Here is a 22,978-nt window from a genome sequence, read left to right as displayed (position 1 = left end):
TTCGGCACGAAGTCGAGGATGAGCCGGATGTCGCGGGCGTGGAGGCCGGCGAGCAGCCGGTCGAAGGTCGGCAGGTCGCCGAAGCGCGCGCCGACCTGCGTGAAGTCGGTAACGTCGTAGCCCGCATCCTCGAAGGGCGTGGCATAGATCGGCGTCAGCCAGACCGCCCCGATCCCGAGATCCGACAGGTGGTCGAGGCGGGAGATCAGCCCGGCGAGGTCGCCGAACCCGTCGCCGTCCGCGTCCTGAAACGAGGGGACGAAGATCTGGTAGAGCACGCGCTCCTGCCACCACGCGAGGCTCGCCGGGGAGCGGGGCGCGGTCGGGGCGAGCGCGTCGGGGTCGGGCGTCGGTCGGTCCATCGCGGTCGCCGGCTGCGGGTGGCGTGACAAGCGGCTCCGTCCGGGCGCTGTTCCCGCGCGGCCGGCGCGACCGGAGATCCCGCCTCGCCGCCCTCCCGGCCGGAACCGGGGCGCGGGCGCGGGGTTGTCATGCCCCCGTCGCGCTGCCGGCTCGGTCAACCCATGTCCCTGTCCAAGAAGGTGAAGGTCGGCCTCGACGAGACCCGGATCCTGATCCTCGGCTCGCAGATCCTGCTGGGCTTCCAGCTCCAGGGCGCCTTCCGCCCGGCCCTCGACCGGCTGCCGCCGCACGACCGCCTGGTCTGGGCGGCGGCGCTCGCCCTGATCACCCTCACGGTGGCGCTGCTGATCACGCCCTCGGTCCAGCACCGCATGGTGGAGGGCGGCCGGGACACGCGCCGGATCCTGCGGGTGATCGGGCGCTGCGCCGGGCTGTCGCTCGCCCCCTTCTCCCTGGCGCTCGGGGCGGACGTCTTCCTGGCCGTCGAGCGGGTGCTCGGCCCCTGGGCGGCGCTGCCGGCGGGCCTCCTGATCTTCGGCCTCGCGGTGACCTTCTGGTTCGGGCTCGGGGCCGCGCGGGCCCGCCGGGCCGGCGCGCGCGAGCGCGAGCGGGCCCGGCGGGCGCCGGAGCCCGGCCCGACGCCCCTCGAGGTCAAGCTCGAGCAGATGCTGACCGAGGCGCGGGTGATGCTGCCCGGGGCGCAGGCGCTGCTCGGCTTCCAGCTCGTCATCACCTTCACGGATTCCTTCGAGGCGCTGCCCTTCGCCGCCCGGGCCGTCCACATGGCGGCGCTCGGGCTGATCGCGCTCACGGTGATCTGGCTCGTCGCCCCCGCCGCCTTCCACCGCATCGTCTACGCGGGGGAGGACGCGCCGGAGGTCCACCGCCTCGGGACGCGCTTCCTGCTCGCCGCGAGCGTGACGCTGGCCCTCGGCATCGCGGCCGATCTCGGCGTCGTCCTCGCCAAGGTGCTGGAATCCGGTCGCGCGGGCCTCGCGGGCGGGATCCTCTGCCTGTGCGGCCTCCTCGGCCTCTGGCACGCGGCGCCGCTGGTGCTGCGCCGCCGGGCCGCGGGCGCCGGGCGGGGCGACGCGCCGCGCGCGGCCGGGGAGCCCGGCGGGCCGGCATGAGGGGATGAGGCCGCGCCGGGCCGGCCCCGCTACTCCGCCAGGTCCCGCATCACCCGGATCAGCTCCGCCTTGCCCTCGAAGCCGATGCCCGGCAGGTCGGGCATGACGATGTGCCCGTCCTCGACCCGCACCCCGTCCGGGAAGCCGCCGTAGGGCTGGAACAGGTCCGGATAGCTCTCGTTCCCGCCGAGCCCGAGCCCCGCCGCGATGTTGAGCGACATCTGGTGCCCGCCATGCGGGATGCAGCGGGCGGGCGACCAGCCGAATTCCGCGAGCACGTCGAGGATGCGCAGGTACTCGACGAGCCCGTAGGCGAGGGCGCAGTCGAATTGCAGCCAGTCGCGGTCCGGCCGCATCCCGCCGTAGCGCAGGAGGTTGCGGGCGTCCTGGTGCGAGAAGAGGTTCTCGCCCGTCGCCATCGGCCCCGGATAGAAGCCGCCGAGCGCCGCCTGCAGGGCGTAGTCGAGGGGGTCGCCCGCCTCCTCGTACCAGAACAGCGGGTAGTCCCGCAGCATCTTGGCGTAGGCGATGGCGGTCTCGAGGTCGAAGCGCCCGTTCGCGTCGACGGCGAGCCGCGCCCGACCGCCGATCTCGGCCAGCACGGCCTCGATGCGGCGGCGATCCTCGGCCAGGGAGGCGCCGCCGATCTTCATCTTCACGACCGTGTAGCCGCGGTCGAGGTAGCTGCGCATCTCCGCCCGCAGCGCCGCGTCGTCCTTGCCCGGATAGTAGTAGCCCCCGGCCGCGTAGACGAAGACGCGCGGGTCGGCCTCCCGGCCCTCCCGCTCCGCCAGCATCCGGAAGAGCGGCTTGCCGGCGATCTTCGCGGCCGCGTCCCAGACCGCCATGTCGAGGGTGCCCACCGCCACCGAGCGCTCGCCGTGGCCGCCGGGCTTCTCGTTGCGCATCAGCGCGGCCCAGATCCGGTGCGGGTCGAGGGTGTCCCCGGCCTCGCTCAGCAGGCTCTCGGGGGGCGCCTCCAGCAGGCGGTCGCGGAAGCGCTCGCGGATCAGCCCGCCCTGGCCGTAGCGGCCGTTGGAGTTGAAGCCGTAGCCGACGACCCGGCGCCCGTCGCGCACCACGTCGGTGACCACCGCGACGAGGCTCGTCGTCATCTTCGTGAAGTCGATATAGGCGTTGCGGATCGGCGAGGCGATCGGCTTGGTGATCTCGCGGACGTCGACGATGCGCATGCGCGGCCCTCCTGTCGGGCCGCGCAGCTAAGCATCATTCGCCGAAGGGGTCACCGGTTCGGCGGCGAACAATGATGCGAGACGAGGCTGAGCCGGATTGCCGATGCCATTCGGCTCAGCCGGGCGGCGCGGGCGGACCTCGCCGGCGGCGAAACGGTCCCGACCTTCGACCTCGCGGCGACGCCGCAGGGCATGGCGCGCGACGGTCACGGGCTCGCCCGGCTGCCGCGCCCGCGCGGGGCCCGCCGAGGCCGACATCCCCCTCGACATGCGGCTGTTCCGCTCGCTCGCGCACCGCAGGCACGCGGCGGACGCGCTGCGGGCACGGCTCACCGGACCCAGAGGCGCGCGCGCCCGCCCCGCGCCGGGCACTCGGGGCGGCCTTCGACCGGGTCCGGAACCCGGCGCGCCGCGCTGCGCCGCCGCGAGCGGTCCGGTGATCAGGAAGTGGGCGTGAACCATCGGCATCGTCGGCGTCAGCGAGTCCTCGGGTGCCGCGCACCCCCGTTTCCGCTTGTCTCTCGCCGGTCATCGATTCGCAACGACTCTTGTTCCATCACCATCCCGAACATAGCCCGCGGCTGTTGATTCGCGCGCGACGCCCTCCTTCTTCGAATTTCTCGCGAAACCCCCGCCGGAGGCGTTTTGAATCTGTTTTAAAGGTTTTAGAATCTGAGTTTCAGGTCCGAATCCCGCCGCGGCATCAAGTGGTTAAGCCGCGATTCGCGGATCGATGTACGGGATTGACGGATCGATGTACGGCGTTGACGGATCGATGTACGGGGCAAGCCGGAACGAAGTACGGCGGCCCGTGACGAATCCTTGAAATTGTCCACAGTCCAGGGGGGTTGTCCACAGACCGGGCAGGAACTCGGTTTTTGTCATCCGGGCAGGGACCGAAGTACGGAGTTTTTGTCAGGCCGCGACGGTAGGCGCGGCCCCGCCCTCGCGGGCCGCTCGGGCGCCGCGCACGCTCCTGGACGCGTTGGGGTTTTCGTCGGTGCCGCGCGGACCGGAGCGGGGCTCGCCCGGCCCGCGCGGCGGCGGCGCGCGCGGCGTGTCCGCTGAGGATGCGCATCCCCCGACATTTTCGCCGCCGGACCGGGGAAGGCTGCGGCGCGGGACGCTCAGCGTCCGGCTTGGCGCCAGAACACCGGCAGGCTCGCCCGCAGCCCGTCCCTGAGGTCCTTCGGGAGCAGCGCCATGATCTTGCGGTCGTGCGCCGTCATGGCGTTGCGCACCTCGTCGGCGCGGGCGGCGCCGGCCTGGGTGACGAACAGCCCCTGCGCCCGCCCGTCGACCGGCTGCCGCAGCACCAGGCCGAGCGCGTCGAGCCGCGCCGTGATCGGCGCCATGTTGGCGCGCTTGATGCTGAGTTCGCTGCCGATCTCGGTCTGCGTCACGCCGGGATTCGCCGCGACGAGGACCAGGACCGACGCCTCGGTGGGCGTCAGGCCGAGCCGGCCGAGATCCTGACCCAGCTCGGCCATCAGGGCGTTCGACGCGCGGCGCAGCTGGTAGCCGAGCAGGTCGTTGAGCGGGCTGTGCAGGCGCGGGGGCTTCGACGTCACCCCGGCCCCTTAGAGCACCCCGTTGCGGCCCGCAAATTTTATGCTATGAACCATAACAATACCGAGGGGAAGCGACGAGGGGGATGATGCCGATGGCCGGGGTGTCGGGCGGCGTGGCCGCCGCTGCCGAGCGGTTGCTCGTGCGGCACGATCCGATCACCGGGGAGGTGGCGAGCCGGGTGCCGGCCTGCGGGCCGGACGAGGCCGTGGCGGTGGCCGACGCGGCCGCGGCGGCGTTCCCGGCCTGGGCCGACCTGGGACCGAACGCGCGCCGCGCCGCGCTGATGCGCGCCGCCGCGCAGATCGAGGCGAGGGCGGAGGCCTTCGTCGCGGCGATGATGGGCGAGGTCGGCGCCACCGCGGGCTGGGCGCGGTTCAACGTGACGCTCGCCGCCTCCATGCTGCGCGAGGCCGCGGCCCTCACCACCCAGGTCGGCGGCGAGGTGATCCCGTCCGACAAGCCCGGCTGCCTCGCCATGGCCATGCGCGAACCGGCCGGGATCGTGCTCGGCATCGCGCCCTGGAACGCCCCGGTGATCCTGGGCGTGCGGGCGGTCGCGGTGCCCCTCGCCTGCGGCAACGCGGTGATCCTGAAGGGGTCCGAACTCTGCCCCCGCACCCACGCGCTGATCGCCGAGGCGCTCCGGGCGGCGGGCCTGCCGGAGGGCGTGGTCGGCTACGTGGCGAACCGGCCCGAGGAGGCGGGCGAGGTCGTCGGCGCCCTGATCGACCACCCGGCGGTGCGCCGGGTCAACTTCACCGGATCGACGGCGGTCGGGCGCGTCGTCGCCAAGCGCGCGGCCGAGACCCTGACGCCCTGCCTCCTGGAACTCGGCGGCAAGGCGCCGCTCCTGGTGCTGGAGGATGCGGATCTCGACGAGGCCGTGCGGGCGGCGGCGTTCGGGGCCTTCATGAACCAGGGCCAGATCTGCATGTCGACGGAGCGGATCATCGTCGTCGACGCGGTGGCGGAGGCCTTCGTGGCGAGGTTCCGCGCCAAGGTGGAGACCCTGGCGGTGGGCGATCCCCGCGACGGCCGCGCGCCGCTCGGCGCCGTCGTCGACCGCCGCACCGTCGCGCATGTGGGCGCCCTGGTGGAGGCGGCGCTGGCCGAGGGGGCCGTGCTCGTGGCCGGCGGCCCGGCCGCGGGCGTGCTGATGCCCGCCCACGCGGTCGACCGGGTGACGCCGGACATGCGGCTGTTCCGAGAGGAGAGCTTCGGGCCGGTCGTGGCGATCGTGCGCGCCCGGGACGAGGCGCACGCGGTCGCCCTCGCCAACGACACCGATTACGGCCTCTCGGCGGCGGTCTTCACCCGCGACACGGCGCGGGGCCTGCGGGTCGCCCGCCGCATCCGCTCCGGGATCTGTCACGTCAACGGCCCGACCGTCCACGACGAGGCCCAGATGCCGTTCGGCGGCGTCAAGGCCTCCGGCTACGGCCGCTTCGGCGGCAGGGCCGGGATCGACGCCTTCACGGAGCTGCGCTGGATCACGATCGAGACCCAGCCCGGCCATTACCCGATCTGATTTCGGCACCAGGAGAGGACAGAGAGATGTCGCAGGAGCGCAGCGAGCGGGACACCGTCGCCTTCGAGGTGATCGACCGGGTGGCCTGGGTCCGCTTCAACCGGCCCGAGAAGCGGAACTGCATGTCGCCCAAGCTCAACCGGCGCATGATGGAGGTCATCGACGAGCTGGAATTCCGCCAGGACGTCGGCGTGCTGGTGCTCACCGGCGAGGGCAGCGCGTGGTCCGCCGGGATGGACCTCAAGGAGTATTTCCGCGAGACCGAGGCCCAGGGGCTCGCCGGCACCCGCAAGGCGCAGCGCGAGAGCTACGGCTGGTGGCGCCGCCTGCGCTGGTACCAGAAGCCGACGATCGCCATGGTCAACGGCTGGTGCTTCGGGGGCGGCTACGGCCCGCTCTTCGCCTGCGACCTCGCCTTCGCGGCCGAGGAGGCGCAGTTCGGGCTGAGCGAGATCAACTGGGGCATCCTGCCGGGCGGCGGCGCCAGCAAGGTCGCGGTGGAACTCACCTCGTTCCGCAACGCCATGTACCACGCCCTGACGGGCGAGGCGATCGACGGCCGCGAGGCCGCGGCCTGGGGCTTCGTCAACGAGGCGGTGCCGGCCGGGCAGCTCAGGGCCCGGGTGAGCGAGGTGGCGGCCCTGCTCCTCGCCAAGAACCCGACCGCCCTCAAGGCGACCAAGGACGCGATCCGCCGCGTCCGCGAGATGACCTACGACAACGCCGAGGATTACCTGGTCCGGGCGCAGGAGGCGGCCAACAGCTACGACGGCGAGGGCCGCAAGGAGGGCATCCGCCAGTTCATCGACGAGAAGTCCTACAAGCCGGGCCTCGGCGCCTACGACCTGCGCAGGACCGCCTCCGCCAATCCTGCCTGAATCCGCAGGACCGGCCACGCCTGCGCCGCACCGGTGATCCCTTCGCCGGTGATCCCCTCGGCGGAGGAGGCCTCGCCCGTGCGGGACCCGCCTTCCTCGCCGACCCGGCGGCCGGTGCGGCGACGGAGGCGGGCCCCGCACGGAACCTGAGCCGCGGCCCGACTCGACGGGTCGTGCGCCCCGCGGCAGAGACCACCGATCGGCACGCCACCCCGCGCTTCCGGCCTCGGCAGCGTGAGGACGGCGCTCGCCTCGACCCGGTTCTTCCCCTGCGTCAAGAACGGGGGTGAGCCGATCCGCGCACAGCCGGGCACGCCGCGTCGTGCCGCGTGAGGGACGCCCAATCCATGACAGATCTTGCTCGCTTGCTGCGGCCCGCCTCGGTCGCGATCGTCGGGGCCTCCGACAAGCCGGGCGCGCTCGGCGCCTCGGTCCTCGCCAACCTGGAGCGCGCCGGGTACTGCGGCGCGATCCACCTCGTCAACCCCAACCGGGCGGAGATCGGCGGGCGGCCCTGCCTGCCCTGCGTCGAGGCGCTGCCGGACGGGGTGGACGCCGCCGTGCTGGCCATCCCGCGCGCCGCCGTGCTGCCGGCGATCCGGGCGCTGGCGGCGCGGCGGGCCGGGGCGGCGGTGGTGTTCTCGGCCGGCTTCGCGGAGGGCGGCGAGGCCGGCCGCGCCGAGCAGGATGAGATCGCCCGGATCGCCGGCGAGGCCGGCATGGTCGTCGAGGGGCCCAATTGCCTGGGCCTCGTCAATTTCGTCGACGGCGTGCCCCTCACCTTCGTGGAACTGCCCGGGACCCGGCTCGCGGGCCGCCCGGGCATCGGGATCGTCTCGCAATCCGGCGCCATGGCGGCGGTGCTCGCCGTGACGCTGCAGGCGCGCGGGCTCGGCCTGTCCTACTCGGTCTCGACCGGCAACGAGGCCGCGAGCGGCGTCGAGGACTACGTCGAGTTCCTGGTCGAGGATCCCGACACGCGGGTGATCGTCCTGATCGTCGAGCAGTTCCGCAAGCCCGCGCGCTTCCTGGCGGCGGCCCGGCGGGCCCACGCGGCCGGCAAGCCGGTCGTCCTGCTCCATCCCGGGCGCGGCGAGGCCGCCCGCCGCTCGGCCGCCACCCATACGGGGGCGCTCGCGGGCGATTACGACCTCATGCGCCTCAAGGTCGAGGACGCCGGCGTGAGCCTGGTGCCCACCCTGGAGGAGCTCGCCGACGTCGCCGAGATCCTGCTGCGCTGCCCGCCGCCCGGGTCCGGGGGGAGCGCCGTGCTGGTGGAGTCGGGCGCCTACAAGGCCCTGACCCTCGACCTCGCCGAGGAGGTCGGCCTCGACCTCCCGGCCATCGCGGATGCCGACAGCCCGGGCCTGCGCGCCGCGCTGCCGGATTTCGTGCCCGTCAGCAACCCGGTCGACCTGACCGCCCAGGGGCTGGTCGACCCCGACCTCTACCGGCGCGCGCTCGCCGCGCTCCTCGACGATCCCCGCTTCGGCGCGATCCTGCTCGGCATCATCCAGACCGACGAGACCACGGCGCGCCTCAAGTTCCCGCCGATCATCGCGGCCCTGCGCGAGCTTCGGCCGGGCAAGCCGGTGGTCTTCGCCGGGCTCGACGAGGGCGCGGCCGTTCCGCCCGACGGCCTCGCGGCCCTGCGCGACCTCGGCGTGCCCTGCTTCCCGTCGGGCGAGCGGGCCGTGCGGGCCCTCGCCGCGGTGGCGCGGCGGTCCGGCCGCCGGATCGCCACCGCGGCGGCCGCGCCGGCCGCGCCGGCCGCGCCGGCCCTGGCCCGGAACCTGGCCCGGAACCTGGCCGGGGTGGTGCCGGAATACGCCGCCAAGGCGGCCCTCGCCCCGCTCGGGGTGCCCTTCCCGGAGGGCCGCATGGCCACGACCCTGGCGGAGGCCCTGCGCGCCGCCGAGGTCCTCGGCTACCCGGTCGTGCTCAAGGCGCAATCGGCCGAGCTGTCCCACAAGAGCGACGCGGGCGGCGTGATCGTCGGCCTGCGGGACGCGCAGGCCCTCGCGGAGGGCTGGGAGCGCCTGGCGGCCAACGTCGCGCGCCACCGGCCCGGCCTCGTCCTCGACGGCGTGCTGGTCGAGCGGATGGGCCCGCGCGGCGTCGAACTGATCCTGGGCGGCCGCAACGACCCCGAATGGGGCCCGGTCGTGCTCGTGGGCTTCGGCGGCGTGCAGGCGGAGGTGCTGAAGGACGTGCGCCTGCTCTCGCCCGGCATGGACGAGGCGGCGATCGCGGCCGAGATCATGGCCCTGCGCTGCGCGGCCCTGCTCGACGGGTTCCGGGGCGCGGCGCGGTGCGACGTGGCGGCGGTGGCCCGCCTGGCCGCCGCCCTCGGCCGCACCCTCGCGGGAGAGCCGCGCATCCGCGAGATCGATCTCAATCCGGTGGTCGTCTACCCGGCCGGCGAGGGCGCGCTCGCCCTCGACGCGCTGATGCTGGTCGCGCCGGCCTGAGGCCGGCGCCGCCGCGCGCGACGGGTCGGCGGAGGCCCGAGAAATCCTGCTGCGATCGGGAGGTTGGACATGGTGGGTGCCGTGGTGCCGGCGCGCGAGGCGTCGGGAGCGAATGTGACGGCCCTCGGGCTCTGCTGCCTGGTGGCGGCGATCGAGGGTTTCGACCTGCAATCGGCCGGGGTGGCGGCGCCGCGGCTGGTGGCGGCCTTCGGCCTGGCCCCGAGCCAGCTCGGCCTGTTCTTCAGCGCGAGCACGCTGGGCCTGCTCGTCGGGGCGGCCTTCGGCGGGCGGATCTCCGACCGGCTGGGCCGCAAGCGCACCCTGCTCGCCGCGGTCGCGGTGTTCGGGCTGATGTCGATCCTCACCGGGCTCGCCGCGCGCTTCGACCAGCTCGTCGCGGCCCGCCTGCTGACCGGGGTCGGCCTCGGCGGGGCGTTGCCGAACCTGATCGCGCTCGTCGCCGAGACCGCGTCGCCGGCCTATCGCGGCCGGGCGGTGGCGGCGCTCTACGCGGGCCTGCCGGTCGGCGGCGTCCTGGCGAGTCTCGCCACCCTGGTAGACACCGATCCGGGGAACTGGTCGGGCATCTTCGTCCTCGGCGGCGTCGCCCCGCTCGCGGTGATCCCGCTGCTCGCGGCGTGGCTGCCCGCCGGCGGGGGCCCCGCCGCGCCGGGCCGGCCGGCCCGCAGCGTGCCCGACGCCCTGTTCGGCGAGGGCAGGGCCGTCGCCACGGCCCTGCTCTGGACCGGGTTCCTGCTCGGGCTGTTCGTCTTCTACCTCCTCCTCAACTGGCTGCCCTCCCTGCTGATCTCGCGGGGCCTGCCGCGCGCCGACGCGTCCTGGGTCCAGGTCGCCTTCAACCTCGGCGGCGCCCTCGGCAGCGTCGCGACCGGCCTGCTGATGGACCGCTGGAACCGGGCGGCGTCGGTGGCCCTGATCTTCGGCTGCAGCATCGCGGCCCTGGTGCTGCTCGCCGCCGTCCCGGCCTCGCTCGCCCTGATGATGGCTGCCGGGTTCCTGATCGGGGCCACCGCCTCCGGGGCGCAGATGGCCCTCTACGCCCTCGCGCCGAGCTGCTACCCGACGGAGATGCGCGGCACCGGCGTCGGGGCGGCCGTCTCGGTGGGGCGCCTCGGATCGGTCGTCGGTCCGCTCTTCGCGGGCGTCCTGCTCAAGGCGGGGCAGAGCCCCATCGAGGTGCTCCTGGTCCTGGTGCCGCTCTTCGCGCTGTCGGGGCTCGCCGCCACCCTCCTGGCCTGCCGCGTCCGGCCCGCCTGAGCGCGCGTTTCCGGTGCCCGGACCGGTGCGGCACGGCGTCGGACCATCCCGGTCTGACTTAGGGTCATCATTTCGGTCCGGTGTTGCGGATTTGCAGATTGCCGGCTTCGCACGGCACGTCGTAGTCTTGATTCGTGGCAGGACAAGACCAGCGGCACAGATGACGTCGGGGTCAGCTTCCGACGAGGTGTCGAGTCCGGTCTATGCCGCAATGCCGTCACGGGAGGGTGCTGCGCATCGTCTTGCCTAGACCGGCGGCGCAAGCGCCACGAGCGCGGGAGAAACGCAATGGTAAGGATGAGGAGTCTGCTGCCGGCATCCGCCGCGGCCTTGACGGGGGTCGCCGGCGCGTCGGCGGCCGACCTCCCGGTCAGGAAGGCGGCACCGGTCGAGTACGTCAGGGTCTGCACGGCGCACGGCGTCGGCTTCTTCACCGTTCCGGGCACCGACACCTGCATCCGGATCGGTGGCCGCGCGCGGTTCGAGGCGACCGTCATCCAGCCGCTGATGCGCAGCGGGGGCGACACAGTCGGCTATCGCGGGTTGGGCCGGCTCAACCTCGACGCCCGGACCTCGACGGGCTACGGGACCCTGCGGGCCTTCGTGCGCTTCGACCTCGCGAGCCGCACGGGCGGCTACCTCAAGGCGCCAACCGTCGAGCGCTTCGGCTGGGCCTTCTCGGCGACCGGCGTCGACACGGCCGGTCGCGTCCAGCAATTCGTCAACGTCGACAAGGCATTCATCCAGTTCGCGGGTCTCACGGCCGGCCGCGCGGCCTCGTTCTACGATTTCTACGGCGGCGATTTCGAGATCATCGGCAACGCGCTCGGCTCCGGCCTCGCCTCCACGAACCTCCTGGCCTACACGGCGACGCTCGGCCAGGGGGTCACGGCCACGCTCTCGGTCGAGGATTCCAACTTCCGCAAGACGCCGCTGTTCGGCGGAGGGGCCGCCGGGACCTTCGCGGGCGGCCCGAGCGCCGCCTCGGGCAGCTTCGCGCCCCTCGTGGTCACGGACGCCGCCGGTGCTCCGGTCGCCGTCGCCTCGCTCGACACGGTCCAGCGCTCGCGCATGCCCGACGTCGTCGGCGTTCTGCGCTACGACGGGTCCTGGGGGGCCGCGCAGCTCTCCGCGGCGGTGCACGAGCTCAATGCCGGCAATCCGGTGCTCGGCGCGGCTGGCGGCCCGGCCCTGACGGTCCTGACGCCGGCGCAGGCCGCGGCGCTGCCGCGCGCCGCCGCGCCCGCGGGCCGGGCCGCGAGCGCCTACGGCTGGGCGATCCAGGGCGGCGTGAAGATCAGCCTGCCCTTCCTCGCCGCGGGGGACGCGCTCTATCTCCAGGGCGCCTACGGGGAGGGGGCCGAGCGCTACGTCGGCGTCGCGAACTACAACGGCGCCCTGACGCCGTCGAGCTTCCCGGTCCCGGGCCTGTTCAGCTCGTCCTACGCGGACGCCGTCGTCGACCCGCTCACGGGCCGGATGACCCCGTCGACCTCCTTCTCGGCCGTCGCATCCCTGCTGCATTACTGGGTGCCGGAGTGGCGCTCGGCCGTCTTCGCCTCCTACGGCGAGATGCAGTTCGGCAAGGGGGTGCGGGCCGGAAGCGCGCTGTTCGGCGTGGGCGGGCTTCCGAACCCCACCAGCGCGGCCGGGGCGGCCGCCCTCGCCATCAGCCCGGTCCTGCGCGACACGACCGAACTCGTGACCGGCGCCAGCCTGATCTGGTCGCCGGTGCGGGACCTCGATGTCGGCGTCGAGGGCGTCTACGTGCGGACCGCCGTCGCCAGCGGGCGGGTGCTCAACCCGAACAAGTCCGTCCTGAACCTCGCGGCGGCGGGCCTCGCGGGCGGGCCGACCCTGGCGCAGGTCCAGGCCGCGCCGACAGTGGCGAGCCAGGACACTTTCCAGGTCCGGATGCGCGTGCAGCGCGATTTCTGATCGCGGTCGGAACCGGTCGAAGGCGGGGCGGGGCGGCGATCGCTCCCGCCCCGTTCGGCGTCGTGCGCCCGGCCTAGGCGCGCTCCCGAGGGTGGACGTTCCTCCGCGGCCGCGGGCCGATGACCGGGAACCGGGCGGTCGTGCCGGCAGGGGCGCGGTCCTGCCCGGGCAGGTCCCGCCGCGGAGGCTGAACAGGACGCGTTCGCTCCCCCGGTGCAGGGCGTGCGATCCTGTCATCCGGCAAACTCTTCCGCACCCCCTTGGCAGGCGCATCCTCCCCGTCGAGGGGCCGGCGATCGGAGATCGCCCGGCAGGCTGCCGCGGCGCACCGCGACCGGTGATCCTCGCGGATCGGAGGACCGTCCCGGATCCGCCCTGTCAGCTCTGCGGGGCCTCGGCGCGAGGGGGTGCGTGACTGCAAAGGCTGCGGGGTGTCGTGATCTCTCGATCGGGATTGCGTCAGGCGGGCGCGCCGGACACCGATCGATTGCCGGCCCCTCAGCCGAGGCCGTTGCGGAAGGCGGCCGAGCCGTGCCCGACGGACCGAGCGAGGGGGAGTGCTCGCACCTTGCCGAAGGCGCGGCGCCGGACGCGGGGGCAGGTGGCGCGGCCCCGCGGAGGGTCCGCGAGGCCGGGCGGCGAGGGGAGAGGGGGCGGTCCTTCCGCACCCCCGTCCGGGCGCCGCCGCTCAGGCCGCCCGGATGGTGGCCAGGAAGCGGCCGACCTCGCTGTTCAGGTGCTCGGACTGGCGGGACAGTTCGGAGGCGGCGGCCAGGACCTGACTCGCCGCGGCGCCGGTGTCGTCGGCCGCGGCCGAGACCTCCGCGATGCTGCACCTCACGCCGCTCGCACCCTGCACGGCCTCGGCCGCCGTGCGCACGATGTCCCGGGCCGCCGTGTCCTGGATCTCGACCGCCGCCGCGATCGCCGCGGAGACCGCGTCGATCTCGCGGATGCGGCCGGTGATCCCGGTGATCGCCGCGATGGCGTGGCCGGTCGTCGCCTGGATGCGGGTGATCTGGTCGCCGATCTCGCGGGTCGCCCGGGCGGTCTGGGTCGCGAGCGCCTTCACCTCCTGGGCCACGACCGCGAAGCCGCGGCCGGCCACCCCGGCCCGGGCCGCCTCGATCGTCGCGTTGAGAGCGAGCAGGTTGGTCTGCTCCGCGATCGCCGAGATCAGCCCGACCACGTCCCCGATCCGGGCGACCGCCTCGGACAGATCCGCCACCAGGCGTCCCGTCTCGTCCGCCTCGCGCACGGCGCTGCCGGCGATGGCCGTGGCCTCGCCGACCCGGGCGCCGACCTCGCGCACGCGGCTGCCGAGGCCGCCGGCCGCGCCGGCCATCGTGCCGACATTCGCCTCGGCCTCCTGCGACGCCGCCGCCACGGCGGCGCTCTGCACGACCGTCCGCGACGCGGTCTCGGTCATGCTCTGCGCGATCGCCTCCAGTTCCGTCGCGGAGGAGGAGACCGTCGTCACGATGCCGCCGATCGCCTGCTCGAAGGCCTGGGCCATCTGCCGCATGCCGAGCCGCTTCTGCTCCTCGGCCGAGAGGCGGGCCGCGGCGGCCTCCGCCTCAAGCTCCCGCGTGCGGATCAGGTTCGCCTTGAAGGTCGCGACCGCCCCGGCCATGGCGCCGATCTCGTCCCGCCGCGCCGTCCCGGTGACGGCGACGGCGACGTCGCCCTCCGCCAGCCGCGTCGTGGTCCGCGCGAGCTGCCGCAGCGGGCGCACCACGCGCGCGAGGACGATCGCGATCACGCCGCCGGACAGGAGCAGCGCCGCGCCGAGACCCAGGCCGCAGAGGACGACAATCATCCGCGCGCGCTGCACCGCCTCGCGGGCATGGTCCTCCAGGCGGTCGAGCGCGAGGCGCGAGACCGCGTCGACCCCGTCGAGCGCCGGCACGGCGACCGCCCTCCACTGGTCGAGCGTGGCCGCCGCCGGGCTGCCGCGCGTGATCGCCTGCAGGATGGCGTCGCGCTCGCGCTTCAGCGGGCCCTCCGCGAAACCCTGCCGCGCCGCCGCGACGGCGTCGCGCAGGGCCGGGGTGAGGCTGGGCTTCGCCGCGGCCTCCTGAAGCAGGGTCCACAGCAGCGCCGCCCGCGTCTCCGTCGCGGCGAGGTCCCTCGCCTCGGTCTCGCTGAGGGGACGCTGGCCGCTGACGGCGCCGACGATCAGGACGACGTCCCGCCCCACCTCGGCGCGAATGGCCGCGGTGGCGGCGCGCAGCGCGATCTCCGGCGCGAGGGCCGGGTTGAGCCGGATGATCTCGGCCTCGAGCGCCGCCGCGGCCGCCTGGAAACTGTCGAGCAGCGTCGCGCCCTGCGCGAGGACCGTCTGCGCGAGTCCCGCCGCGCGCTCCCGCGGCGGGCGCGTCAATTCCCCGTCGATGCGCGGCCGCAGCGTCCGGAACCCCTCGTAATCCGCCGCGAGCTTGCGGAACGCCTCGCGCAGCGGCGCGGCGGCGATCCCCTCGGCCGCGGCGAGCGCGCGGCCCATCGCGGCCTCCACCGCCGCGCGCCGGGTCATGATGCTCGGGATGTTGCCCGTGTTGCGTTCGGGCGGAAGTTGCAGGGCGGCCGCCGAATCCCCGCGCTCGACGCGAAGATTGAGCGCCGCCGTGACCAGGTCCTTGTCGAGCCCGGCATAGCGCGAGACGTCCTCGGCCGCTGAGGAGGACTCGCCCGCTTCCATCATCATGTACAGCAGCGGCACCGTTGCGGTGCACACCATCAGCGCGAGCGCGCCCATCAAGAGCGCCGAGATGCTCAACCTCATCATCGATCCTCCCACGTGACCCAACGGTAGGACCGCTTCCCTAAGAAAGCGTGATTATCACTGCCGGTCGTGACTTGTGATAGAGAAGGTCGAGCAAGTCTTGAACTGCTCGTGCACCGGTCCGACCGGCGCCGCATCCGGTCCGGCTCCGACCTTGCTGAGGCGCGACTGTTCCGCTCCGGCGGGGCAGCGGGGACGGCGACGAGCGCGGTCCGCACGGATCCCCGCGCCGGCCGTGCGACCGGGCCGCCCGGCGCGGGCGCCGGTTTTGTCACGGGGAGGCGGAGCGAAGTACGGCGAATCCGTCAGCCCGGCGCGAGGGGCGGGCGGTCCGATTTTGTCACGCGCGGGCGGACCGAAGTACGGTCGGGTGCCAAAACCGCGGAGTCCCATGTACGGGATTTTTGTCAAACCGGCGCGGAGCGAAGTACGGGACTTTTGTCAGGGCGCCCGGCCGCGGCCCGTCAGGGCGTCTCGTCCGGGCCGTCGTGATGGTCCGGGTCGTCGGGCAGGCAGACCCGGCCGGTGCAGACCACGACCACGCGATCGGGCGACGGCCCGAGGCAGGCCACGTCGTAGACCGTCATCGCACCCTCGCGGAGGGTGACGGCGACGGCGCGCGGGATGCAACGGGCCAGCTGCAGGGCCTGCTTGAGCTGGGACCGGGGCTCGGCCAGGGCGGTGGCGGCCGGCGCCGCGGCGGCGAGGAGGGCGGCGGCCCAGGGGACGGCCCCCAAGCGAACGGCCAGCAAGGGGACGGCCGCCAAGGGGACGGCGGTCAGGGCGACGGCGGCCAGGGTGACGACCGCCCGCGCCCCCGCGCGGCCGCTACTTCGTCTCATAGCGGGCCTGGAGGGCGTGGCCGTGGATCCTGGTCGACAGCACCACCTTGCCGGCGGCGAGCGGGGCGGCGAGGGTGCCGACGAGCCTGTTCGGCGCCGCCGGGGTGAGGGCGACGGTCTCGGTCCGGCCGCCGCTCTGCACGAAGGCGCGGGCGCTCAGGCCCTTGGTGTCGACGGGTTTGCCGTCCTCCCCGAGGAGGTGGAAGGTCAGCGCCGTGCCGGCGGCGACCATCTCGATCGGGTGGCCGTCCGCGACGGAGACCTGGCCGCCGTTCGGGCCGGCCTCCTGGGCGCGCGCGGCGGTGAGCGGCGCGAGCGCGGCACCGCCGAGCGCGAGGGCGAGCAGGGTGGCGAGGGTGGGGGCGAGGGCGGGGGTACGCATGGTCGTGGCTCCTCGAAGGGGGGTCGGGGGGAGGGGGTCAGAACGCCTCGACCGGCGCCCCGGCGCCGGAGGTGGGGTTGCTGTCCCGGGCGGCGATCAGCCGTTCCAGGGACTTGCGGCCGTAGCGGAGGAACAGGACCGGGGTCAGCACCGTGTCGAGGAGGGTCGCGCTGATCAGGCCGCCGAAGATGGTCACGGCGACCGGGTGCAGGATCTCCTTGCCCGGGGCATCGGCGCCGGTGAGCAGCGGCACCAGGGCGACGCCGGCCGACAGGGCGGTCATCAGCACCGGCGTCAGTCGCTCCAGGCTGCCCCGGATCACCAGGTCGGGCCCGAATGCCAGCCCCTCGTGCAGGGCGAGGTTCAGGTAATGGCTGATCTTCAGGATGCCGTTGCGGGTGGCGATGCCGGTGAGGGTGATGAAGCCGATCATCGACGCCACGCTGAGCGGCTGACCGGACAGCCAGAGCGCCGCGACCGAGCCGATCAGGGCGAGCGGGATGCTGCCGAGGATGATCAGCGTGAAGACCGCCGAGCGGTAGCGGCTGTACAGGATCGCGTAGATCAGCCCCAGGGAGAGCAGCGAGAGCGCGCCGATCGTGCGGCTGGCCTCGGCCTGGGCCTGGAACGACCCTTCCAGGCTCGCCGCGTAGCCCTCGGGCCAGTTCGCCGCCGCGACCTGCGCCCGGATCCCCGCGACGATCGCGGCCATGTCGGTCTTGCCGTCGGTGTTGGCGAAAACCGCGATGCGCCGGCGGGCATTCTCGCGCAGGATCTGGTTGGGACCGTCGGTCTCGCGGATGTCGGCGATCTGACGGGCCGGCACCCAGCCGGACGGCGTCTCGACCAGGAGGTCGCCGAGGCTCTGGGTGGTGCGCATGCTGTCGGGCAGGCGCATGACGACGTCGAAGCGCCGGTAGCCGTCGACCACCCGCGAGACCACGCTGCCGTTCGACAATTTGCTGAGCTGCGCCACGAAGGCCGCCGGCTGCACCCCGTAGAGGGCGGCGCGCCCGTAATCGACGCGGATCTCCAGTTGCGGGATCAGCACCTGCTTCTCGACCTGCAGGTCGGCGATGCCCGGGATGCCGGCCATCCGGCCCCGCAGCTCCTCCGCGAGGCGGCGCAGCGTGTCGAGGTCGTCGCCGACGATCTTGAGGGCGATCTCGGCGCGCACCCCGGAGAGCATGTGGTCGAGCCGGTGCGAGATCGGCTGGCCGACATTGACGCTCACCGGCAGCGCGGCCAGCCGGTCGCGGATCTCGGCGACGAGCTCGGTCTTGGGGCGGGCGCCCGGCTTCAGGGCGATCTCCAGGTCGGAGGAATGGACGCCCTCGGCATGCTCGTCGAGCTCCGCGCGGCCGGTGCGCCGCCCGACCGCGCGCACGTCCCGCATCTCCATCAGCAGGCGCTCGGCGATCAGGCCGACCCGGTTGCTCTCGGCCAGCGAGATGCCCGGGTTGAAGGTCATGTTGACGGTGAACGACCCCTCGTTGAAGGGCGGCAGGAAGGCCCGGGGCAGGAACGAGGCGGCAACGGCCGCGGCGAGCACCCCGGTCGCGGCGAGGCCCATCACCAGCCGTTGACGGCCGAAGGCGCCGCGCAGCAGCGCCCGGTTGCCGCGCTTGAGCAGGCGCACGAGGCCGCTCTCGTGCTCGTCGAGCCGCTTGAGGCCGGGCAGCAGGTAGTAGGCCATCACCGGGGTCAGGGTGATCGACACCGCCAGGCTGGCGAGGATCGAGACGATGTAGGCCTGCCCGAGCGGGGCGAAGAGCCGGCCCTCGATGCCCGACAGGGCGAAGAGCGGCACGAAGACCAGCACGATGACCATGGTGGCGTAGACGATGCCCGAGCGGACCTCCTGCGAGGCCGAGACCACCACGTCGAACACCGAGCGCGGATTGCCCTGCTCGCGGTTCTCGCGCAGGCGTCGGAAGATGTTCTCGACGTCCACCACCGCGTCGTCCACGAGTTCGCCGATCGCGATGGCGAGGCCGCCCAGCGTCATCGTGTTGATCGACAGGCCGAGCTGGTGGAAGACGATCGCCGTCACCAGGATCGAGACCGGGATGGCGGTGAGCGAGATCAGCGTGGTGCGCAGGTTGAGCAGGAACGCGAACAGCACCACGGCCACCACCGCGATCGCCTCCAGCAGCACCTTCTCGACGTTGCCGATCGAGGTCTCGATGAAGTCGGCCTGGCGGAAGATCAGCTGCTCGGCCCGCACGCCCTTCGGCAGGCCGGGGGCGAGTTCGGCGAGGGCCGCCTGGACGGTCTCGGTGAGGCGCACGGTGTCGACGCCGGGCTGCTTCTCGACCGAGACGATCACCGCCGGCCGGCCCATGAAGCCCGCGTCGCCGCGCTTGGTCCGCGCGGCGAAGGACACTTCGGCGACCTGGCGCAGGAAGACCGGGCGGGTGCCGTTCGTCGCCACCACGAGGCTGCGCAGGTCGTCCAGGCTGGTGGTCCGCCCGATGTTGCGGATCAGGTACTCGCGGGCGTTCTGGTCGGTGAAGCCGCCGCCGGCATTGCTGCCGAACTGGGCGAGCGCCCGCTCGACCTGCTCGTAGGTGACGCCGAGCGCCCGCAGGGCGGCCGGGTTCGGTGCCACCCGGAACTGGCGCACCTCGCCGCCCATCGGGATCACCTGGGCGACGCCCGGGACGGTCAGCAGCCGCGGCCGGATCGTGAAGTCGGCGACCTCGCGCAGCTGCATCGGCGCGACCGCGTCGCCGGTCACCGCGACCATCAGGATCTGGCCCATGATCGAGGAGATCGGGCCGATCGAGGGCGCGACGGTGTCGGGCAGCTGGGGCCGGACCATCGCCAGCCGCTCGGCGACCTGCTGGCGGTTGCGGTAGATGTCGGTGCCCCAGTCGAACTCGACGTAGGTCACCGACAGGCCGACGCCGGAGACCGAGCGCACCCGGCTCACGCCCGGCAGGCCGTTCATCTGCGTCTCGATCGGGAAGGTGACGAGTTGCTCGACCTCCTGGGGCGCCAAGCCCTCGGCCTCGGTCATGATCGTGACGGTCGGCCGGTTGAGGTCCGGAAACACGTCGACCGGCAGCTTGGTGACGGTGAGGCCGCCGTAGATCACCAGCACGACGGCGAGCGCGAGGACGAGCAGGCGGTTCTGCAGCGAGGCGGAGACGAGGAAGGTGAACATCGCGGGCCTGCCCTCAGCGAACCTGGTTGAGCAGTTCGGCGCCCTGCGTCACCACCCGCCGTCCGGCCGCGAGGCCCGAGAGAACCAGCACGCGCTCGGCGTCCAGGGGCTCGACGCGCACCTCGCGCGGCTCGAAGAGTTCGGGCTTGGTGTGCTCGTAGACGAGGCTCTGGCCGTTGGCGCCGCGCACCACGCTGGCCCGCGGCAGGGCCAAGCCCTCCTGCGGGGTCGAGATGCTGGCGAGCACGGTCACGAACTGCCCGGTGCGCAGGTCGCCGTTGCCCTCCGCCACGGCGAACTGGACGGGCACGGCCTGGTTGCGATCCGCGAGGCCCGCGCCCCGATAGGCGAGGGCCAGGGTGCGGCCGTCGGCGAGGCGCGCGGAGGCGGTCTGGGCCGGGGAGAGCGCGTCGAAGCTCAGCGCCTCGACCCACAGGCGCAGCGGATCGACGATCAGGAAGACCTGGGCGCCCGGGCTCGCCATCTGGCCGGCCACGGCATTCGCCTCCGCGACCACGCCGTCGACCGGCGCGACCAGCGCCTCGGGCTGCTGGCGCACCCGGTCGAGCGCCGCCCGGCGGTCCTTCAGGCCGCGCAGCTCGTCCAGGGCTTCCTCCAGCTGCACCTGGGCGACGGCGCCGCTGACGGTGAGCCGCTGGTAGCGCTCGACGCGGCGCTGGACGATCGCGATCTGCTGGTCGAGTTCGCCCTGGCGCTGGCGCATGTCGGAGACGTCGATCTGCTGCAGCGGCGGCGTCACGGTGGCGAGGACGTCGTCCTTGCGCACCGGCGTGCCCAGCCGCGGGAAGCCGCCGGGGGGCGGCGCGAGGCGCCCGCCGACCGCCGACTGGACCACCCCGCTGGCATTCGGGTCCGGGATGACCCGGCCGGGCAGTTCGACGGTGCGCGGCAGGCGCGCCGTGGCGGTGATCGCGGTGCGGATCGACAGGATCCGCTGGGTCGGCTTGGGCACGAACACGCTGCCATCCGCCTGGCGCCGGGCGAGGTCGCGCCCGCCCGGCGCCGCGAGGGCGGCGCTCTCGTCGCCGTGGCCCTCGTGCGCGCGCGCGGCGCCGGGGGAGAGCAGGGCGGCGGCGCCCGCCAGCACCAGGATGGCCGGGATCGCCGGCCGGCGCCCGCGGATCAGCAGGACGGTGAGGCCGCCGAGCACGAAGCCCCCGCCGCCGATGAGCAGCGCGACCGGGTCGCGCTGGACGAGGTGCTGGCGCAGGTCGTGCGCCACGTCGAGGGCCGCGGCCCAGGCGGCCGCCCGGCTCGCCGCCTTGCCCGGCTCGGGGGCGGCCGGCGGGTGAACGTCCAGCGCCACCGGGAACACCTCGGAGGCCCCGTCGGCCTCGACGGTGAACACGACCTCGTACTCGCCCGGCGCCTCGCTCCAGGCGGCGTCGAGCCGGAAACTGCCGTCCGGCTGCGGGGCGGCGGTGGCCGGTCCGGCCGGGGTCTCGGCCTGGATGACGGCGTTCGTCACCGGCTCGTTCGTGGCCGCGCGGTCGAGATAGACCGCGAGGACGCCCTGCCGGGCGACCGCGACGAGCTCGAACCGCTCGGAGCTGGAATGGCCGCGCGGCGCCTGGGTGGCCGCCGCCGGGGGCTCGCTGCCGTGATCGTGGCCCTCGTGGGCCGGGGCGCCGCCGGCGCACAGGGCGAGGGCCGCGAGGCCGAGGGCCGCGGCAAACAGGGTACGCATGGGAGGATCGGTCCTTCGTCGTGGAACTCGGGCCAGCCGCCGGCACGACGGCGTGGCGTCACGCGCCCGCGGGCGCGCCGGTCACGCGAGGGATCGGGGGGACGGGGCAGGGCTTCCGACAGGGCGTCGGGACGGGGCCGCTCGCCAGGCGGCCTCAGCGGGCGGGCCGCGCGGGCGGCCCGGACCGGAACCCCGGCCGGGCTGGCCAGGGCGGCGCAGCAGGTGCTGCCGCAGCAGCAGACCGGGTGGGCCGTGCCGGCATCGGTGCTGCCGGTCTCGCCGTGATGGTCGCCGCCGAGGCGGATCGCGGCATCCCGGATCGCCGCCGGCGCGGCGGACGCGGCCATGCGCGCGCCCTCGTGGCCATGCGCGGACCGGGCATGGGCGGCCGACGACGCGAGGCCGGCCGCGATCAGCGCGATCGCCACCAAGACCTGCAGGAAGGACCGCACCCGGAGCATGCCGAAATCGTAGCACGCCGGATGACGCTGGGACAAGACGGCCCGGCGCGACGCGGCGCCCGCGGCTCCTCCGCGCTCCCCGCCCGGGGATGCCCGCCCGGGCGCATCCGGCAGGGCCGCGGGATCAGTCGCGGGCGGGGGCGGCCTCGCGGGCGGGGACTCGCGGGCGGGGGACTCGCGGCCGGAGGACTCGGCGCCCTCGCGGCGGGCGGCGCGGCGGCGCATCCGCAGCACCGTCGAGCGCTCGCTCTTCTCCAGGATCAGGTCGTAATCGGGCAGCGGGCTCAGCTGCGCGTCCTGGACGATGTCCTCGACGGCTTGGCGGAACTTGTGCGGCGGCAGCTTCGAGCCGGAGCGCTTGTGCAGCTCGGGCAGGGAGTAGCGGGCCTCGGTCTCGCCCGCCGCCTTGCGCGCCAGCCGGTAGATGAACTTCGCGATCGGCCGGTTGATCAGGAAGTAGTCGGCGTTGAGGGTGAGGATCGTCGGCTTGCCGTCCGGCTTGACGATGCCCTCGTAGACCCAGTTCGGGATCTCGATCTCGATCTGGTCGATCCGGTCCTGGACGGTGCGGCTCACCACCTTGTAGCGGCCGATGAGCGGGAAGGACTGGGTCTCGCGGCGCTTGCCGCCATGCAGGTTGGTGATCTTGACGCGGGTGGCCTGAAGCCGGTCGAGCGCGCGTTCGAGGTCGATGTACTGCTTGCCGCCGAGGTCGCGGCGGCAGAATTTCAGGATCTCGGCGGCGGCCGGGCGGTAGACCCGGCCCGGCAGGCTCGGGCGGCGGCCCTTCGCCTCCTCGATCCGGTAGACCCGCACCGCCTCGGCGAGGTGCGAGATCATGTTGATGACGATGTCGTAATCGTAGGCGGTGGCGAGCCCGACCTCGGCGCCGCCCTCGATCGTGATGATGGCGTCCTTGAGCTCGTAGCGGATGATGCCCTCGCCCGCGGTCTTCGACAGGGCGAAGGGCGCGACGTCCATCAGGTTCATGTCGTCCTTGATGGGGGCGTCGAACACCGCCGGCACCCAGAACATCAGCTGGGCGTCGGTGTCGGGGGGCGGCCGGGTGATCCGCCGCGCCTCCGGGCCGGCGGTCTTGCGGGGGCTCGGCAGCTCGTGCTCGATGACCTTCTGCACCTCGTCGGCGCGGATCGCCTCGGCCATCCGGTCGAGGGCGTGGCGCATGCCCTCGTCCTCGATCTCCTCCCGCTTCAGGTCCGCGAAGGAGCGGCGCATGTAGAAGCGCCGCAGGCGCGACAGCGCGTCCTTGGACAGCGGCACGT

The 22,978-nt window shown here is 73.8% G+C and carries 14 protein-coding genes and 1 pseudogene (1 of these 15 running past the window's edge); 6 read left to right on the top strand and 9 right to left on the bottom strand.

Going from position 1 to position 22,978, the window contains the following annotated elements; all coding sequences use genetic code 11:
• Positions 1-362, bottom strand: partial view of an alpha-amylase family glycosyl hydrolase gene (locus tag QA634_RS17645; protein WP_012333267.1) — the start only. The gene continues 1,267 nt to the left of window position 1, outside the view; 362 of the gene's 1,629 nt are visible here — the first part of the coding sequence; the start codon lies at positions 360-362; its stop codon lies off the left edge, out of view.
• A gap of 162 nt (positions 363-524) precedes the next feature.
• Between QA634_RS17645 and QA634_RS17640 the strand changes: the two genes are divergently transcribed.
• Complete coding sequence (locus tag QA634_RS17640; protein WP_012333266.1) at positions 525-1,493, top strand: DUF6328 family protein; 969 nt, start codon at positions 525-527, stop codon at positions 1,491-1,493.
• Positions 1,494-1,522: 29 nt separating this feature from the next.
• On the opposite strand, the gene QA634_RS17635 is transcribed toward QA634_RS17640, so the two are convergent.
• Positions 1,523-2,686 carry a mandelate racemase/muconate lactonizing enzyme family protein gene (locus QA634_RS17635; RefSeq protein ID WP_012333265.1) on the bottom strand — a complete coding sequence of 388 codons (1,164 nt, stop codon included), beginning with the start codon at positions 2,684-2,686 and terminating at the stop codon, positions 1,523-1,525.
• 1,127 nt (positions 2,687-3,813) lie between these two features.
• On the bottom strand, positions 3,814-4,257 hold the full coding sequence (locus QA634_RS17630; RefSeq protein ID WP_012333264.1) for a MarR family winged helix-turn-helix transcriptional regulator: 444 nt from the start codon (positions 4,255-4,257) through the stop codon (positions 3,814-3,816).
• Between the two features lie 83 nt (positions 4,258-4,340).
• Between QA634_RS17630 and QA634_RS17625 the strand changes: the two genes are divergently transcribed.
• The 5 genes from QA634_RS17625 (at position 4,341) to QA634_RS17605 (ending at position 12,351) form a co-directional block, all read left to right on the top strand.
• Positions 4,341-5,786 carry an aldehyde dehydrogenase gene (locus tag QA634_RS17625; protein WP_012333263.1) on the top strand — a complete coding sequence of 482 codons (1,446 nt, stop codon included), beginning with the start codon at positions 4,341-4,343 and terminating at the stop codon, positions 5,784-5,786.
• A 26-nt stretch (positions 5,787-5,812) separates the two neighbouring features.
• Positions 5,813-6,664 (top strand): p-hydroxycinnamoyl CoA hydratase/lyase, encoded by an 852-nt coding sequence (locus tag QA634_RS17620; protein ID WP_012333262.1) that lies wholly within the window; start codon positions 5,813-5,815, stop codon positions 6,662-6,664.
• Between the two features lie 347 nt (positions 6,665-7,011).
• Positions 7,012-9,135 carry an acetate--CoA ligase family protein gene (locus QA634_RS17615; RefSeq protein ID WP_012333261.1) on the top strand — a complete coding sequence of 708 codons (2,124 nt, stop codon included), beginning with the start codon at positions 7,012-7,014 and terminating at the stop codon, positions 9,133-9,135.
• A 69-nt stretch (positions 9,136-9,204) separates the two neighbouring features.
• Entirely contained in the window at positions 9,205-10,413 is a 1,209-nt protein-coding gene (gene mhpT / locus QA634_RS17610; RefSeq protein WP_012333260.1) for a 3-(3-hydroxy-phenyl)propionate transporter MhpT, read from the top strand.
• A 288-nt stretch (positions 10,414-10,701) separates the two neighbouring features.
• Positions 10,702-12,351, top strand: a complete 1,650-nt coding sequence (locus QA634_RS17605) for a porin (protein WP_043701326.1) — start codon at positions 10,702-10,704, stop codon at positions 12,349-12,351.
• A gap of 688 nt (positions 12,352-13,039) precedes the next feature.
• Here QA634_RS17605 and QA634_RS17600 read toward each other — a convergent pair.
• The 6 genes and pseudogenes from QA634_RS17600 to QA634_RS35885 form a co-directional block, all read right to left on the bottom strand.
• On the bottom strand, positions 13,040-15,136 hold the full coding sequence (locus QA634_RS17600; RefSeq protein WP_043701323.1) for a methyl-accepting chemotaxis protein: 2,097 nt from the start codon (positions 15,134-15,136) through the stop codon (positions 13,040-13,042).
• 461 nt (positions 15,137-15,597) lie between these two features.
• The gene (locus QA634_RS17595; protein WP_018260247.1) at positions 15,598-15,975 is read right to left on the bottom strand and encodes a hypothetical protein; all 378 of its coding nucleotides are present in this window, start codon (positions 15,973-15,975) and stop codon (positions 15,598-15,600) included.
• The gene (locus tag QA634_RS17590; RefSeq protein ID WP_012333256.1) at positions 15,962-16,357 is read right to left on the bottom strand and encodes a hypothetical protein; all 396 of its coding nucleotides are present in this window, start codon (positions 16,355-16,357) and stop codon (positions 15,962-15,964) included. Before QA634_RS17590 ends, QA634_RS17595 begins: the two co-directional genes overlap by 14 nt.
• Positions 16,358-16,394: 37 nt before the next feature.
• Positions 16,395-19,526: an efflux RND transporter permease subunit gene (locus tag QA634_RS17585; RefSeq protein WP_012333255.1), complete on the bottom strand. Its 3,132-nt coding sequence runs from the start codon at positions 19,524-19,526 to the stop codon at positions 16,395-16,397.
• Between the two features lie 13 nt (positions 19,527-19,539).
• Complete coding sequence (locus QA634_RS17580; protein WP_012333254.1) at positions 19,540-21,234, bottom strand: efflux RND transporter periplasmic adaptor subunit; 1,695 nt, start codon at positions 21,232-21,234, stop codon at positions 19,540-19,542.
• 782 nt (positions 21,235-22,016) lie between these two features.
• Positions 22,017-22,676 (bottom strand): annotated as a pseudogene (locus QA634_RS35885) (replication initiator protein A); the annotation flags it as partial.
• Between the last annotated feature and the right edge of the window lie 302 nt (positions 22,677-22,978).

The organism is Methylobacterium sp. CB376 (assembly GCF_029714205.1).
GTDB lineage: Bacteria > Pseudomonadota > Alphaproteobacteria > Rhizobiales > Beijerinckiaceae > Methylobacterium.
This window is presented reverse-complemented; position numbering and strand designations above follow the sequence as displayed.

Excerpts from the sequence above, each read along its gene's own strand:
- QA634_RS17640 (WP_012333266.1), top strand. The coding sequence starts at position 525 with ATGTCCCTGTCCAAGAAGGTGAAGGTCGGCCTCGACGAGACCCGGATC.
- QA634_RS17635 (WP_012333265.1), bottom strand. The coding sequence starts at position 2,686 with ATGCGCATCGTCGACGTCCGCGAGATCACCAAGCCGATCGCCTCGCCG.
- mhpT (WP_012333260.1), top strand. The coding sequence starts at position 9,205 with ATGGTGGGTGCCGTGGTGCCGGCGCGCGAGGCGTCGGGAGCGAATGTG.
- QA634_RS17620 (WP_012333262.1), top strand. The coding sequence starts at position 5,813 with ATGTCGCAGGAGCGCAGCGAGCGGGACACCGTCGCCTTCGAGGTGATC.
- QA634_RS17580 (WP_012333254.1), bottom strand. The coding sequence starts at position 21,234 with ATGCGTACCCTGTTTGCCGCGGCCCTCGGCCTCGCGGCCCTCGCCCTG.
- QA634_RS17600 (WP_043701323.1), bottom strand. The coding sequence starts at position 15,136 with ATGATGAGGTTGAGCATCTCGGCGCTCTTGATGGGCGCGCTCGCGCTG.
- QA634_RS17595 (WP_018260247.1), bottom strand. The coding sequence starts at position 15,975 with ATGAGACGAAGTAGCGGCCGCGCGGGGGCGCGGGCGGTCGTCACCCTG.
- QA634_RS17625 (WP_012333263.1), top strand. The coding sequence starts at position 4,341 with ATGATGCCGATGGCCGGGGTGTCGGGCGGCGTGGCCGCCGCTGCCGAG.
- QA634_RS17605 (WP_043701326.1), top strand. The coding sequence starts at position 10,702 with ATGGTAAGGATGAGGAGTCTGCTGCCGGCATCCGCCGCGGCCTTGACG.
- QA634_RS17590 (WP_012333256.1), bottom strand. The coding sequence starts at position 16,357 with ATGCGTACCCCCGCCCTCGCCCCCACCCTCGCCACCCTGCTCGCCCTC.
- QA634_RS17585 (WP_012333255.1), bottom strand. The coding sequence starts at position 19,526 with ATGTTCACCTTCCTCGTCTCCGCCTCGCTGCAGAACCGCCTGCTCGTC.
- QA634_RS17615 (WP_012333261.1), top strand. The coding sequence starts at position 7,012 with ATGACAGATCTTGCTCGCTTGCTGCGGCCCGCCTCGGTCGCGATCGTC.